At 38.6% G+C, this 15313-nt stretch carries 18 protein-coding genes; 14 read left to right on the top strand and 4 right to left on the bottom strand.

Annotation, left to right across the window (positions count from 1 at the left end; translation table 11 throughout):
* Positions 1-145 precede the first annotated feature (145 nt).
* From GGQ84_RS14200 to GGQ84_RS14145, 12 genes are all read left to right on the top strand, one after another.
* Positions 146-838 (top strand): response regulator transcription factor, encoded by a 693-nt coding sequence (locus GGQ84_RS14200; RefSeq protein ID WP_429163467.1) that lies wholly within the window; start codon positions 146-148, stop codon positions 836-838.
* Positions 838-2232, top strand: coding sequence for a sensor histidine kinase (locus GGQ84_RS14195; protein WP_429163466.1), 1395 nt, complete (start codon positions 838-840; stop codon positions 2230-2232). The genes GGQ84_RS14200 and GGQ84_RS14195 overlap by 1 nt, the downstream gene beginning before the upstream one ends.
* Positions 2233-2313: 81 nt before the next feature.
* Entirely contained in the window at positions 2314-2874 is a 561-nt protein-coding gene (locus GGQ84_RS14190) for a GerMN domain-containing protein (RefSeq protein ID WP_429163465.1), read from the top strand.
* Positions 2875-2896: 22 nt separating this feature from the next.
* Positions 2897-3661, top strand: coding sequence for a Gmad2 immunoglobulin-like domain-containing protein (locus GGQ84_RS14185; RefSeq protein ID WP_429163464.1), 765 nt, complete (start codon positions 2897-2899; stop codon positions 3659-3661).
* A 187-nt stretch (positions 3662-3848) separates the two neighbouring features.
* The gene (locus GGQ84_RS14180) at positions 3849-4736 is read left to right on the top strand and encodes a phosphate ABC transporter substrate-binding protein (RefSeq protein WP_429163463.1); all 888 of its coding nucleotides are present in this window, start codon (positions 3849-3851) and stop codon (positions 4734-4736) included.
* A gap of 88 nt (positions 4737-4824) precedes the next feature.
* Positions 4825-5793, top strand: coding sequence for a phosphate ABC transporter permease subunit PstC (pstC, locus tag GGQ84_RS14175; RefSeq protein WP_429163462.1), 969 nt, complete (start codon positions 4825-4827; stop codon positions 5791-5793).
* A complete protein-coding gene (gene pstA, locus GGQ84_RS14170; RefSeq protein WP_429163461.1) occupies positions 5790-6632 on the top strand; it encodes a phosphate ABC transporter permease PstA in 843 nt (280 codons plus the stop codon). The genes pstC and pstA overlap by 4 nt, the downstream gene beginning before the upstream one ends.
* 13 nt (positions 6633-6645) lie before the next feature.
* Entirely contained in the window at positions 6646-7428 is a 783-nt protein-coding gene (pstB, locus tag GGQ84_RS14165) for a phosphate ABC transporter ATP-binding protein PstB (protein WP_429163460.1), read from the top strand.
* 84 nt (positions 7429-7512) lie between these two features.
* Positions 7513-8202 (top strand): response regulator transcription factor, encoded by a 690-nt coding sequence (locus tag GGQ84_RS14160; RefSeq protein WP_429163459.1) that lies wholly within the window; start codon positions 7513-7515, stop codon positions 8200-8202.
* Positions 8203-8358: 156 nt separating this feature from the next.
* Positions 8359-9129 carry a phosphate ABC transporter ATP-binding protein PstB gene (gene pstB / locus GGQ84_RS14155; RefSeq protein WP_429163458.1) on the top strand — a complete coding sequence of 257 codons (771 nt, stop codon included), beginning with the start codon at positions 8359-8361 and terminating at the stop codon, positions 9127-9129.
* Between the two features lie 24 nt (positions 9130-9153).
* Positions 9154-9810 carry a phosphate signaling complex protein PhoU gene (phoU, locus tag GGQ84_RS14150; RefSeq protein ID WP_429163457.1) on the top strand — a complete coding sequence of 219 codons (657 nt, stop codon included), beginning with the start codon at positions 9154-9156 and terminating at the stop codon, positions 9808-9810.
* A 24-nt stretch (positions 9811-9834) separates the two neighbouring features.
* On the top strand, positions 9835-10614 hold the full coding sequence (locus GGQ84_RS14145; RefSeq protein WP_429163456.1) for an undecaprenyl-diphosphate phosphatase: 780 nt from the start codon (positions 9835-9837) through the stop codon (positions 10612-10614).
* A gap of 6 nt (positions 10615-10620) precedes the next feature.
* Here the strand turns inward: GGQ84_RS14145 and GGQ84_RS14140 are convergent, their stop codons facing one another.
* From GGQ84_RS14140 to GGQ84_RS14125, 4 genes are all read right to left on the bottom strand, one after another.
* A complete protein-coding gene (locus GGQ84_RS14140; RefSeq protein WP_429163455.1) occupies positions 10621-11757 on the bottom strand; it encodes a methyl-accepting chemotaxis protein in 1137 nt (378 codons plus the stop codon).
* Between the two features lie 166 nt (positions 11758-11923).
* Entirely contained in the window at positions 11924-12280 is a 357-nt protein-coding gene (locus GGQ84_RS14135; protein ID WP_429163454.1) for a helix-turn-helix domain-containing protein, read from the bottom strand.
* A complete protein-coding gene (locus GGQ84_RS14130) occupies positions 12280-12462 on the bottom strand; it encodes a ferritin family protein (protein ID WP_429163453.1) in 183 nt (60 codons plus the stop codon). Before GGQ84_RS14130 ends, GGQ84_RS14135 begins: the two co-directional genes overlap by 1 nt.
* A gap of 58 nt (positions 12463-12520) precedes the next feature.
* Positions 12521-12724: a hypothetical protein gene (locus GGQ84_RS14125; protein WP_429163452.1), complete on the bottom strand. Its 204-nt coding sequence runs from the start codon at positions 12722-12724 to the stop codon at positions 12521-12523.
* 172 nt (positions 12725-12896) lie between these two features.
* Between GGQ84_RS14125 and GGQ84_RS14120 the strand changes: the two genes are divergently transcribed.
* Both GGQ84_RS14120 and GGQ84_RS14115 read left to right on the top strand, forming a co-directional pair.
* On the top strand, positions 12897-15050 hold the full coding sequence (locus GGQ84_RS14120) for an EAL domain-containing protein (protein WP_429163451.1): 2154 nt from the start codon (positions 12897-12899) through the stop codon (positions 15048-15050).
* Positions 15051-15077: 27 nt separating this feature from the next.
* Positions 15078-15248, top strand: coding sequence for a hypothetical protein (locus tag GGQ84_RS14115; RefSeq protein ID WP_429163450.1), 171 nt, complete (start codon positions 15078-15080; stop codon positions 15246-15248).
* The last annotated feature ends 65 nt before the right edge of the window (positions 15249-15313 follow it).

The following is a 15313-nucleotide window of genomic DNA, read 5'->3' as shown; positions in this document are numbered from 1 at the left end:
CAATTAACTTAATGAACCGCCAAGTACCGAACGGTATGCTTGGTGGTGTGAGAGGACGGTAGATAAAATAATTATCTACCTCCTACTCGATAAAAAAAAAGATGTTATACTATAATTAAAACCTATAAAAATAGGGGTGATGCCCGTGGAGAAAATTTTACTTATAGATGATGAAAAGCTGTTGGTTAAGGGTTTGAAAAAGAGCTTGGAGCAGGAAGGATATGAAGTGAAAGCGGTATACGACGGGAGAACTGCTCTAACTGAATTTCAGCAGGGAAGCTATGACTTGATTGTGTTGGACTTAATGTTACCGGAACTAGATGGTCTTACAGTATGTCGTGAGATCAGAGCGAGCTCTCAGGTTCCAATTATTATGTTAACAGCCAAGGGTGAAGATGTAGATAAGATAATTGGACTGGAGATGGGGGCCGATGACTATCTATCTAAGCCCTTCAATACTAGGGAGCTTTTGGCTAGGATCAAAGCTATTTTGCGTAGATATAAAAACCTAGGGCAAAGAGAAGAGAAAAACGAGCTGTCTTTTGGTAAATTAAAGATTGATTTGGCAAAACATCGAATTTACGTGGATGACAAAGAAGTAAATCTCACTGCTAAAGAGTATGACATACTATTACTATTGGTAAAGCATCCAGGGAGAATTTACTCCAGGAATCAATTATTAGAACAGATATGGGGTTATGATTATATTGGTGAAGATCGAACTGTAGATGTTCACGTGCGGAGACTACGAGAAAAAGTGGAAGAAAATCCAGGTAAACCTTCGTATATTTTAACAAAATGGGGTGTGGGCTATTATTTCAATCAGGAGGAACACTAATGCGTATTAACATGGGCTTCAAATTAGGATTAATCTATTTAATCCTCATAGCTATTGCAATAATAACGCTAGGAACCCTTGTGATTTCATACTTTGAAGAAACATTCTTAGAAGAAAAGCGCAACACCTTACTGATTCATGCAAATGTTGTAGCTAATCAAAGTGTTCCATACTTAAGAGAAGGAGATTACCATTACTTGAGCTTTATTGCACGCAGTACTAGTGAACAAACTGGCTTTAGAATTATTGTTGCAGATAAAGAGAAAAACATTGTGGCAGATTCAGCCATAGGTTTAGAGCAGAAGCGTTTGGACAATCCTCAAGTAGTTAATGCCCTTGAGGGTAAGACCTCTGGTTCACCTTATTACTTTTCCCGGGTAGGACATGTGTATTACCTGGCGGTCCCTATAGTTTCCGGCAAAGAAATTTTAGGGATTGCATTTATATCTGCTGACATAAACAACATTTACCAACAGCTTAGTATTATTAGGGACAGGTTTATATACTTTGGAATTTCTGTGGGAGCAGTTGCCTTTATTATAAGCTTAATGCTATCTAAGTTACTAACGGTGCCTTTAGAGCGTTTAGGTCAGGGAGTAAAGAGGATGGAGGCAGGGCAATATGGATACCAGGTTGATCCCAAGGGAAGTTTTGAAATTAAAGAGTTGGGAAGAGCTTTTAATCAGATGAGCAACAAAATTAAGCTTGAAGATGAAATTAGAAAGCAGTTTGTAGCCAACGCATCCCATGAATTGAAATCACCATTGGCAGCAATAAAAGCCCTTTTAGAATCTGTAACGAATAGGTCTCTTAAGGATGAAGAAGTGGTAGAGTTGTTGGCAGACCTAAATGGTGAAGTGGATCGCTTGAGCAAGCTAGTGGAAGACCTTTTAGCTCTTAGTCAGATTGAAAGCGGCAATATGATTAAACTAGAAGAGGTTGCAGTGGGGGAAATAGTCTGGGAAGCTGTTCACAGATTGGAACCATTAGCCCAGCAAAAGAGAATTGAGCTAAGAGTTATAGGGGACTCTGATATATACTGGAATTTAGATGGAAAAATGATGTTGCGAGCAATCTACAATATTTTAGATAATGGTATTAAATACTCACCTACTGGAACTGAAGTGGTGTTTGATTATGGATTAATAGAAGAAAGCCAGAGTCTATACTTCAGTGTGAAAGACAGGGGTGAAGGAATACCGTTAGAGGAACGAGAAAAAATCTTTCAGCGATTTTATAGAATAGATAGAGCTCGAAGCAGAGATACTGGAGGCTCAGGGCTAGGCTTAGCATTAACACAAGAAATTGTAAACTTGCATAAGGGCAGGATTCAAGTGGGTGAGGGAGAAAATAACAGAGGAGCAGAATTTTTAATTATTATTCCGCCATCTTAACAGATTTGTAACATTTATTAAAAGTAATGTAAATATTAGTGGTTATAATAAAGTCAAGAAAGATAAAGGGGGTATAAAATAATGAAGAAAAAAATATTAATTATGTCTGTATTTGTGTTGGTTGCCGGTTTATTTTTAATGGGATGTGTAGGAGGTAGCAGTACTGAACCTGAGGGGCAGGATAATGAACAAGTTGACCCAGTAGATCCTAACCCTGAGCAGGAGCAGGTGGAGGTAACACTATACTTTTCGGATAGCGACGCTATGTTTCTGTTGCCAGAAGAAAGAGTAGTGGTAAAGGACAATAGGGTTTTAGCAGAAATAATGGTAGCAGAATTAATTGTAGGTCCTGAGGAAGAAGGGCGGAATAGAACATTGCCAGAAGAAACAGAGTTGTTGTCACTGGAAACTGCTGATGGTATAGCTTATGTAAACTTCTCAGAAACAGCGGTAACAAATCACTGGGGTGGCTCAGCAGGGGAAACCATGACTGTATTTTCTGTTGTTAATACGCTAGCTCAGCTTCCAGAGGTTGAAAGTGTTCAATTTTTAATCAACGGCGAGAAACATGAAGATATCTGGGGACATTTTTATTATCTAGAACCGATTGAACCGGATCCAGAATTAATTGGAGGCGAGTAACAGCTCAAAGGAGAGACTTGATGTGTGGAGAATATTGTTTATAGTAACTATAGCTGGTGTTTTGATCCTTTCAGGGTGCCATAGTAATGCAGAGAGGGAAGAGCTTGAAGGATTTAATCGCCCTAAATATGATGAATTAGATTCAGAGCTACAGCAATGGATTAATCGCTCTCAAGAGCTCTATGCAGTGCAAGAGCGAGAATACGAGGGAAATAGGTACTTACTACTAACAATGGGTGAAGACAGAGGCTACCAGGTTGAAGTAGAAGAGGCAGTTGCTAGGGAAGAGGAATTAAAGATTATGGTGAATGTAGTGGAGCCTGGCCCTGGCCAAACAGCTGATGACAATGAAATGGAGCCAGCTTATGATTTGATTGTCTTAGGTGAAGAGCAGTTGCCCTTTAATATTGTGGACCGCAATGACAAAGATAGATATTTTATGAAGTTAGTTGGCTTGGATTATGTAAAGCAACCTATCGTAGCAAGCTCTGAGTGGATTAAATTATTAAGCCCTGAGCCAAGTCAGCATTTAGATAGTAGAAAAATTAATATTTCAGGCTTGGCTAGTGTATTTGAGGGAACTGTGATGTACGAAGTTACAGACGAAACTGGAGATGTACTTACTAAAGGGTTTACCCAGGCCGCTATGGGTGATTGGGGCTATTTCGAAGAGCAGATTGAGCTAGAGAAGGAGCCCGACGGAAATCAAATATTTCTCCAGTTATACAGTGAAAGTGCTAAAGATAGCTCTAGGATGTTTACTGTAGTAGTACCATTGCTTTATTAAATTGCAAATGAAAGGTTAGCTTCTAAATATATGAAGCTAACCTTTTTTTGCGCCCGGCATGGGCGGTAGCAATCTTAATTTAAACTTAACATTATTTTTACAATACTATAACCTACAAACTAGTGCCTTTCATTTATACTTAAGTCGAATAAAAAATAAATATAAATATTTGAGGAGGTTAATTTAGATGGAAAAAGCAAGACAAATTTTCACAGGAAAGAGCATCTTTTTAGTAGCAACTATTTTAATTCTAGGCATGGTGGCATTAACTGGCTGTGGAGGTAGCAGTGAAGAACCAGCTCCTTCTGATGATGGACAAAATGGGGAGCCACAAGAGCAAACACTCAGTGGCACAATTACAATGGCTGGTTCAACTTCAGTGCAGCCCCTTTCTGAAGAGCTGGCAGCAGGATTTATGAATATTCATCCAAATACCCGGTTAGAAGTATCAGGTGGTGGATCTGGTGCTGGGGTTAGAGCTGCACAAGAGGGAGCAGCTGACCTAGGAGCATCTTCCCGTGCAATTAGGGATGATGAAACAGGAGTAAAAGATATTACAGTAGCTATTGATGGAATTGCAGTTATAACTCACCCTGACAATCCTATAAACGACATTGCTTTTGATGATATTACAAAAATATTCAATGGTGAAATTACTAACTGGTCTGAGGTTGGTGGCGATGATGCCAATATTGTAGTGGTAACACGAGAAGAGGGATCTGGAACACGTGGAGCATTTTCTGAAATAGTTTTAGGTGATGGAGAAATGGCAGCTACTGCAATTGTTCAAAACTCTACAGGTGCAGTTAGAGAATCAGTTTCTAACGATGCCAACGCTATCGGTTATGTTTCTCTAGGTGCTCTAAATGACTCCGTTCAGGCTGTTGCTGTTGATGGCGTAGAAGCAACTGTTGCTGATATTGTAGCAGGAAATTACCCTGTTGCTAGACCATTTGTTTACCTTGCTCCAGAAGATCAACCTCTAAGTGAGCTAGCACAAGCCTTTGTTGACTTTGTTCTTAGTGATGACGGGCAAGCTATCGTTGAAGAAAACGGTTTTGTCCCTGTAAACTAATTTGTAGTCAAAATAAAAAGGGTGGTGGATAACCGCCCTTTTTATTACATTAACCATTTAACAATTTATTAACAGAGGAGGGTGTTGCATGGAGCAAACAAACCCGACGCAGCACAACATCAAAGAGCAATCTTTTATTAATAATTGCACAGGATCTAATAGAGATTTTGAAGAAAAAATTGTAAAACTACTATTGCTTGCAATGGCTTTAACTTCAGTATTAGCATTAGCTCTCATTGGTTTTTTCATTTTTAAAGAAGGGATGCCTATTTTTTTAGAGTACGGTTTGTTTAATGTGATTTTTGGAACTACTTGGAACCCTACAAATCAGATTTATGGCATATTTCCAATGATAGTTGGGACAATTTTAGTTACAGCTGTTGCCTTAATTATTGGTGCTCCAATGGGTATAGCAGTAGCGGTTTTCTTAGCAGAAATAGCCCCTCAGAAATATGCTCAGATTGTTAGGCCTGCAATTGAACTACTAGCAGGTATACCTTCAGTAGTGTACGGTTTGTTTGGAATGGTAGTAATAAGAGAGATTATTTCAGCTGTGGCTAAAGGACCCTTTGGAGATATACTCCCAGCACACTATCAGACTGGATACTCGGTTCTAGCAGGTGGGATAATCTTAGCAATTATGATATTGCCAACTGTTATAAATATATCAGAAGATGCAATTAGATGTGTGCCAAAGGAATATAAAGAAGGAGCCATGGCTCTAGGAGCATCTAAGTGGCAGAATATATACACTGTAGTCGTTCCGGCAGCAAAATCTGGAATTTTAGCAGCTATTATACTAGGAATAGGTAGAGCTTTGGGAGAAACAATGGCCATAATTATGGTGGTTGGAAATACAGTGCTTATACCAGAATTAGGCTGGGAAGGGCTTTTTGCTCCTGTGAGAAGTATGACAGGAAACATTGCTTTGGAAATGGGGTATGCTGGCCCAGAGCACAGGCAAGCGCTTTTTGCTACTGGGATCGTACTATTTGTATTTATTATGTTTTTAAATTCACTTACCATGGCACTGGCTAAAAGGGGGAATAAGAGATGACAAAAGTAGAAAGAAATCAATTAATCGCATTTACTTTATTGAGCTTAGCAGCAGCTCTTACTGTAGTCATCCTTTTAGCAATCGTTTTTTATGTTCTCAGTAGAGGGCTTGGAATGATTAGTGTTGAGTTTCTTTTAGAAGAGCCAAGACGTATGGGAGCTGAGGGGGGAATTTACCCAGCAATTCTAGGCACTATTTATTTGGTAGTTCTCACTTTATTACTTGCAACTCCTTTAGGGGTGGGTGCAGCAATATATATGAACGAATATACCCTAGAGGGACCACTAAAGAAGACAATACGTTTTGCTACAGAGTCATTGGCGGGAATTCCGTCTATTGTGTACGGACTATTTGGTTTTGTTTTTTTTGTTATATTGTTAAGAGATATAACAGGTGGATGGTCGATTTTATCTGGGGCCTTAACTGGAGTAATAATGATTTTACCAGTGATTATTAGAGCCTCTGAAGAAGCACTAAAAAATGTACCAGATACTTTGAGGGAAGGTAGTTTGGCTCTGGGCACCACCCGTTGGTATACGATTAAAAAATTAATTTTACCCGTAGCTTTTCCTGGAATATTAACCAGTTTGATATTATCAATCGGCCGAGTTGTAGGTGAAACAGCAGCATTTTTACTGACTTTAGGTGGGAGTTTATTGATCCCAGCATCAGTATTTGATGGCAGTAGAACCTTGGCACTGCACTTATATATGGTAGCTATGGAGACGGGGAATATGGATGTTGCCTTTGGAGCTGGAGCGGTTCTGATTATCTTAGTACTTGTAATTAATCTTACGGCTGGATACTTGCTGAAGCGGCTAGTAAAAAGGTTCTCATAGGAGGGCAAAAAAGATGAATAAAATAAACGAACAAGTTAGCAAAAAAGTTCAGATCGATGTGGAGAATTTAGACTTATTTTACGGGCAAAATCAAGCATTAAATAATGTAACGTTACAAATATTCAACAATGAAGTTTTTGCAATTATTGGGCCCTCAGGATGTGGGAAATCGACCTTTTTGCGTACCCTTAATAGGCTTAACGATTTAATACATGGGGTTAGAATAAAGGGAAAAATAGCTATTGAGGGCCAGGATATCAATAGTCCAGAGATAGACGTAGTCCAGCTGCGCAAGGCGGTTGGAATGGTTTTTCAAAAGCCAAACCCATTTCCTATTAGTATATTTGACAATATAGCTTATGGACCAAGAGCTCATGGAATTAAGGATAAAGAAACCCTATATGGAATTGTAGAAAAATCCTTGCGGCAAGCAGTTCTGTGGGATGAAGTGAAGGAGAGACTACATGATTCAGCATTAAATTTGTCTGGTGGACAGCAACAAAGACTTTGCATCGCAAGAGTAATGTCTGTTGAGCCACAAATAATTCTCATGGATGAGCCCACATCGGCCCTAGATCCTCTAGCAACACTTAAGGTGGAAGAGCTGATACATGACTTGAAGGAGAAGTATACTATTGTAATTGTCACCCATAATATGGAGCAGGCAGCTCGGGTATCTGATAAGACCTCTTTCTTTCTCAATGGTGTTGTAGTAGAAACTGGGCCCACTGATATGATGTTTACACAGCCTAAAGAACAAAAGACCGAGGATTATATTACAGGAAGATTTGGGTAGCTTAATATAAACTTAAAATGGCAATAACGGTCATTTAATAATTATAGTTTAAAATGACATTGTAGCAGGAAAGGGGTGGGAACAATGGCTAGAGTATTAGTAGTGGATGATGAACCCCATATAGTTGAATTATTGTCCTTTAATCTAGCTTCAATGGGCTATGAAATTAGTACAGCGTATGATGGAGTTATGGCAATAGAAAAAGTGAAAATGGAAAACCCAGAGCTTATCTTATTAGATGTGATGCTGCCTAAACTAAGTGGGTTGCAAGTTTGCCAACATTTGCGCAGTAAGCTTAATTACAAAAAACCTATAATAATGATTAGCGGCAAAGGAGAAGAAGTAGATAAAATATTAGGAATAGAAATGGGAGCTAATGACTATGTTACTAAGCCTTTTAGCCCTAAAGAATTAACTGCTCGAGTAAAATCTAACTTGCGATACAATTCGTTAACTGAAGATATTAAAGAGGATGACTTTAGTAGTAAAGTATTGCAGTTTAACAGTCAAGAGAAATCATTAACGTGTCTAGGGAAAAATATACATTTAACCCCTAAGGAATATGAGTTAGCAAAACTATTGTCCAGTAATCCGGGTAAGGCATTGCGCAGGGAATATCTAATAAACTATATTTGGGGTTCTGATTATAAAGGAGATTTAAGGACACTAGATGTACACATAAGGTATTTACGTCAGAAGTTGTCTTCATGTACAGCTTGTGATATTGCCACAGTTAGAGGATATGGATATCGAATGGACTTCTATTTAGAATAACAAATTTGAGTATAAAGGATAATTATTGCCAAGTCACCTTTTATATAGATGAGTTTAACACCCTCCCAAAACAATACCTGTCAAAGTAATGACAGGTATTGTTTTGAAGAGATTGTTAAGAAAATGATAATTTTTCTTTATATGTGTGTGAGGAGGATGTATATGACAAGTAAAGATGTAATTTTTAATGTGGATAAATTAAATCTTTGGTATGGTACAAATCAAGCATTAAAGGATATATGTTTTAAGATAGAAGCTAATAAGGTTACTTCAATAATTGGCCCTTCTGGCTGTGGGAAGTCTACATTTTTAAAAGTGTTAAACAGAATGATAGATATTGTACCTGATGTTAAAATTGATGGGAAAATAGAATTTAAAGGTAAGAACATTTTCTCCGATAAAATAAATCTAATTGATTATCGGACTAATGTGGGAATGGTATTTCAAAAACCCAATCCTTTTCCCAAGTCTATTTTTGAAAATGTTGTTTATGCACCTAAAATTCACGGTATCAAAGATAAAAAGAAGCTAGGGGAAATAGCCGAGAGAAGCCTAAAGCAGGCAGCATTATGGGATGAAGTAAAGGATAGATTACATGAGTCGGGAATGAGCCTATCAGGCGGGCAGCAGCAGCGCCTTTGTATTGCCAGAGCCTTAGCAATGGAGCCAGAGGTGATACTTATGGATGAGCCAACCTCTGCCCTTGACCCCATTTCCACATTAAAAGTAGAGGAACTTATCAGGGAGCTACAAGAAAAATATCATATAATCATTGTCACTCACAATATGCAACAAGCTGCAAGAGTTTCTGACAGTACAGCTTTTTTCTTAAATGGAGAGTTAGTCGAGATCGGGGAGACAGAGACTATTTTCACAAAGCCAGCAAATCAAAAGACTGAAGATTATATTACAGGTAGGTTTGGATAAAAAAGAGATGGGAGTGACAATATTATGGTTAGAGTTAACTTTGATAATTTGCTAAAGGAGCTTCAAAAGGACATTTTGCGTATGGGTGGTTTAGTGGAAGAAATGATTACTGATGCGGTGGAGGCCTTAGCCACACAAGACTTAGAATTAGCTCAGGATGTGCTGGATAGGGATGAAACTGTCAATGAACTGGATTTGGATATTGAAGATCAATGCATGAAGTTGATTGCAACTCAGCAACCTATGGGCAAGGATCTAAGAAAAATAGGGATAGCCTTTAATATAATTAAAGATCTCGAGAGGATGGCTGATTACGCCTGCGATATTGCTAAGACCTGTAAGCGCATTGGGAAAGAACCTTTAATTAAGCCACTAATTGATATTCCGCGCATGGCTGAAATGGCAAAGTCTATGGTCTCTAAATCTCTGGACAGTTATGTAAGGGAAGATGTGGAGCTGGCAGAAGAAATAGCTGCAGATGATGATAAAGTGGATGAGCTATACAAGCAAATATTTCGCGAGCTGTTAGTAATTATGATGGAAAATCCCAAGAGTATTAATCAAGCCACCCATTTATTGTTTATAGGACGATACCTGGAGCGGGTGGCAGATCACTCTACTAACATTTGTGAAGCTGTAATTTTTTTGGTTACTGGAAAGAGGAAAGACCTCAACCCGTAATTATTAAGAACAGAGGAGGAAAAGATGTCAGAAATTTTTATCTACCTTCAATATATAGCACTAGGGCTGATTCAAGGTTTAACAGAACCGTTACCTATCTCATCTAGTGGTCACTTAGTAATAGCTCAACACTTTTGGGGTCTACATGTGCCCGACTTACATTTTGAGGTCTTTTTAAATGGTGCTTCTTTAGTTGCTGTATTTATTGTGTACAGAAGGGATATATGGGATATAGTTAAGGATTTAAGGGCTTCTGCAAAATTCATTTTTCACTTAGTAATTGCAACTTTGCCAGCAGTAGTAATTGGAGGGCTTTTCGCTGGATTTATTGGAGGAAAGCTAACCACCCTAACAACGGTTGCTGTTGCCTTAATTATCACAGGGATAGCTTTGTGGCTAGTTAGGAAGCTGTCGGGGGAAAAGAGTGAAAGAGATATGAAGTTAAAGGATGCTTTAATTATTGGATTTGCTCAAGCAATTGCTTTAGCTCCAGGCATCAGTCGCTCTGGTGCAACTGTAGTAGCTGCACTAGGAGTAGGGTTGAATAGGGAAACAGCACTTAAATTTTCTTTTTTTATGTCTATTCCAGTGGGGATAGCAGCACTTGCCTTGAAACTTCCTGAAATATATAGTGCTGTTACAGTAGGAGGAATGTGGGGGCTATATACAGTTTCATTTATAGCTGCACTTTTGTCTTCCTATTTTGTCATTAAGTTATTTATCAATCTAGTTCTTGAGGGTAAACTTATATATTTGTCAGCATACTGCATAACAGTAGCTACACTGGTATTGCTATTTAAATAGGCAATACTAGTGGCTACTGTTGTTTTTATTATCTTCCCTTTTAGCAATAGCTAAAAGTTCCTGTAAGTTTTCTTCGGCCTGTCGTACCATAGTATCCATATTTCCAGCTAATTGCTCAGTACTGGCATTGACTTGTTGGCATTGGGAAGCTACTTCTTCAATTCCTCCTGTTGTTGAATTAATGGAAGTTATGAGTTGCTTGAAGGTTTCGTCTGAGCTAGAGGCCAGTGCTGTGCACAAGTCTATTTTTTTCTGTGTTATCTCTGTTGCCTCAACAGCCTTTGTAACACCTATTTCAATAGAAGACAAGAGCTCTGTAATCATTTCCACAGATTTAGATGATTCCTCTGCTAGTTTTCTGATTTCATCCGCCACTACAGAGAAGCCCTTTCCAAATTGACCCGCACGGGCAGCCTCAATGGCTGCGTTAAGAGCTAATAGATTAGTTTGCTCAGATATAGTTTTAATTGATACAGTAAAGGGGACAATGTCTTTGGCCAGCTTTGTGAGGTTTTCAATTTCCTGCTTTTGCTCTATTCCCGTTTTCTCCATTTCTCCAATAGCCGTAAAGACTTTATCCAATATTTCCTTTTTATTTTCAGTAATTTCTCGCATTTTAATGGAATCTAATTTAGTCAATTCGGTTTGCTTACTAATTGAATTGATTGACTTGGCGATGGTAAAAACAGAGTCACTGGCTTGGTTCAAAGTGTTAAGTTGCTGCTCTGCCAGCTCTCGCTGGTTTTCATTGAGAAGCTGTAGCAGACTTTTAATATCAATTATTCCATCAAACAGCTCGTCCTTAGTGATAATTATTCTATCATGGAAGTCACTTGTCCAGCTAGTGGCTAGGCTGGCAACCTTATCTACTGGTGTCTCATAGGAAACTATCAGTGGCTTCTTATTCATAACAGATTCAAGGGTGCGGTGAGAGTAGAGAGAAACCCCGTAGCGGGAGCCAAGCAAGGCATATAAGCTGTCTTTGATAACTAAGCCCATAGGCTTACCGCTTACAGTAACCACCAGTGCATCTTGATTAGTCTTTCTGAACATATCGGCAGCCTGCTCTACTGTTGTGGAAATATCAGAAGTTAATGTGGGACAGCTAAAATTGCCAATGGGATTAGCTGAAACGATTGACATGGGAACCTTCACCTCGGAAATAAATGTATTTTAAGGTAAGCCTAACATAACAAAGTTAAGACCAGAATTTAACGAGATTAAAAATTTGTTTATATTATGTTAGACTAAGGTTAAAATAAAGGCACAAAAAAAGTGAGAGCTACTGGCTCTCACTCTCTTAACCACCCTAATCGTTTCCTACAACAGAATCGATACCATATTGTTCAAAATGTTTTTTTAAGCAAGCAATTGTGCTTTCTTTTACTCCATAGCGATTTGCTAGCTCTTGATCTGATTCATCCTTTAAATAGCCCTGAATTAGTCCATCAAAATCCACTCCTGCTTCTCGGCACATGGATTCCAAGCTAGGCTGAAGTCCCCAGGGGGCAGTGCGGATGTCACCAGAAATCATAGGCATTTCAAATTGACTGTAATCGGGCTCTGATTGTCCATCGAGATTAACATAAGTAGCAGAACCCATACTCTCAGGTACTAGCGCTTCACCAATCTCGTAGTTTTTGTCTTTATTCTTTTCATTTTTCATTACTGCTCCTCCAGAATTTGCTTTAATTTTTGAGCGTGCTGCCCTTCGTTTTCAGCGAACTCCGAAAAAATTTGCTTTAGATTGCTGTCTTCTGTCTGGTCGGCAAAGCGCTGATAGTCACGCACAGCTTCCTGTTGATTGATTAGAGTGCGTTTTAAGAAATCTTTATCGTCAGTACTCATTTTTGTGCTCACCTCCATGTGTTTTCAATATTATTATTGCTTTACAAAATATTTTTATTCAATCTCGCATACTATAAAGCTCCGAGCGAAAAATTGAACAGGTACTAGCTAACCAATGAACACAGTTATCACACTGAGGTTGTTCATCTCCCGAAAGAGCAGCTATGGAAGCGCCAAAACCTTGCACTTGGGCAATACTTTCAAACATACTGCACTCAGTAGCTACATTTTTTAGTAATTCTTCAGAAAAATTTTCAAGCATAAAATAAATCCTCCTGTCCCAGTTTGCTAGTTAGTATGCCCAAATGGCAAAGTGTTTAAGTATACAAAAGCTTAATCACAGATTAATACAAAATTAACCACCCAGCAACATCCTCTTGTTATTATTAAATTAACCTATAAACAGTATAAGGGTGATTGCATTGTTTACTAAAATGACTATTAATCATTTCCTAAAGCGCGGAGATAAAGTCACATTAATTTACCTAGATATTGTAAAATTCACCTATTATAAAGAAGTTCACGGTCCCAAGCTGTGCCGGGAAATACTAAAGTTTTGCTCTACTTTCATTTCTAATAACCGCAGAAAATACTTTAAAGGAGAGTACATCTCCTTTGAGCAAAGCGGAGACGAATTTTTTATATACAAGAATCACAATAGCAATAACCTTAAGCACTTAAGTCAGCTTGTACAAAGCTTATGTACTGATTTAGAAGAAGCCTTAATTAATAATTATCCAAAAATAAAACCAATCCAGTTTCACAAAAGCTTTGCCCTACTGGAAGCCGATGAAAGCGTAGATACCTCCATCTACAATGCACTTAAAAGAGCCTACAATATGGCTAGAACTCCCATGGGTCTAGAGCAGGCTGAGCACTACCAATCCTTTAAGCAGCTTTTAGAAAACAAAGCAATCTCTACTTTATATCAGCCAATTGTATCCTTGAAAACTGGAAGCACACTTGGATGGGAAAGCTTAACAAGAGGTCCCAAAAACAGCTTTTTTCATTCCCCGGGAAATCTATTTCCCTTTGCAGAGGCTTCAGGTCACCTATATAGACTTGAAAAAATTGCTCGCGAGACCGCTTTGACCACTATTCATCGCCTTGGTCTTCCTGCCAACAGCAAAATATTTATAAATATCAATCCGGATATTATCAATGACCCAGACTTTATCGGAGGACAAACACGAGAGCTACTCAATAGCCTAGGTATTTCACCAGCAAATATTGTTTTTGAAATAACCGAGGGCACCTCTATTGACAACTTTGCTGCCTTTCGCAAAACCCTAGAGCATTACCGGAAACAGGGTTTTCTGGTAGCAGTAGATGATGCTGGATCTGGCTATTCCAGTCTCCAAACAATTGCTGAGCTTAAACCCGATTACATTAAAATGGACCTGTCACTTATCAGGGATATCCACAGCTCACCTGTTAAGCAGGCACTGACAGAAACCTTTGTTACCTTTAGTAAAAAAATCAATTCCTATTTGATTGCTGAGGGCATTGAAACCCAAGAGGAGTTGACAGCTTTAATTAACCTGGGGGTGGATTATGGCCAGGGCTTTTACCTAGCTCGCCCTTCTGAAAATATATCTAACCCTAAAAAATCGGTCAGAAGTCAAATAGTTTCAATGCAATCTATAAGCTGTGATGCCTATTCAACTATGGAAGCACCAATAAGTAAGCTATCAGTTGATACAAAATGCTATGCTCCAGAGATAACAACAAGAGAGGTGGTTGACTTTTTTAGCAACAATAGTGATGTTATTGGAGTGGTAGTTCTTCAAGATAAGACACCGGTAGGACTAGTGATGAAGGACTACCTTCACGGCAAGCTGAGCAATAGATACGGGGCATCACTCTATATGGATAAACCTATTCAGCAAATCATGAATGCCAATCCCCTGATTGTGGATTGCAATACAACAATAGAAACAGTTTCTCAGCTGGTTATCCAGCGAAATCATTTAAACTCAAATGATCACATGATTATAGTGAACGACGCAAAATACCAAGGAATTGTCCCTGTCAAGGATTTGATTCTCTATCTAACTGAGGTCAACCAAAAGCGGGTAGACCTTGCTTACGCTGCCAACCCCCTTTCAGGGCTGCCTGGAAACATTACTATCCAGCAGGAGCTTGATCAGCGCTTAAAGGAAGGTACTCCCATGTCACTTATTTATGCTGATATAGATAGGTTTAAGCAATATAACGATACCTATGGCTTTGAAAATGGAGACAAGGTAATAGGTCTAACAGCCAAGTCCATTGTCAATGCTGTAAACGATTATCTTGAAGATAGAACCTTTGTAGGTCATATAGGCGGAGATGACTTTTTAATATTGACTAAACCCAGCTTGGCGGAAGCTATTTCCTCCAAGATCATAGGTAACTTCGAGGCTGAATTATCTACTCTTCACCAAACTGAAGCATCTATACTAAGTATTTCGTTAGCTATTGTTGATACTGAGACTAATATTTCCACTAGTCCCTTTCAGCTAGCCCAAATAGCAGCACAGTTGAAATCCTATGCAAAGAAACAACCTGGAAGCACTGTAGTGAGAGACAGGCGCTCCCGGGATTAAATAAATTAAAATGAGGATGTGATGGATATGTACACAAAGCGTGCGCTCTTTTTATCCGAGAACTTTGGTAAGGGCCATCTAAAAGCTGCACAGGCCTTAGGTAAGAATTTGGTTAGTTCTGATGCCTCTTGGGAAGTGAAAATAATCAATGCTGGTGAAGCTTTCTTGTTCAATAGGAAAGTTCTATATCTCAAATAAACAAAAAACCAAAATACATAAAATGTAAATTTGTATTTTGGCACAATAAATACGCCATTATAGAA

It is taken from the genome of Desulfitispora alkaliphila, assembly GCF_050433185.1.
In the GTDB taxonomy this organism is placed as follows: Bacteria; Bacillota; Desulfitisporia; order Desulfitisporales; family Desulfitisporaceae; genus Desulfitispora; species Desulfitispora alkaliphila.
The sequence above is the reverse complement of the archived record's forward strand: the minus strand, read 5'-3'. Positions and strand labels throughout refer to the sequence as shown.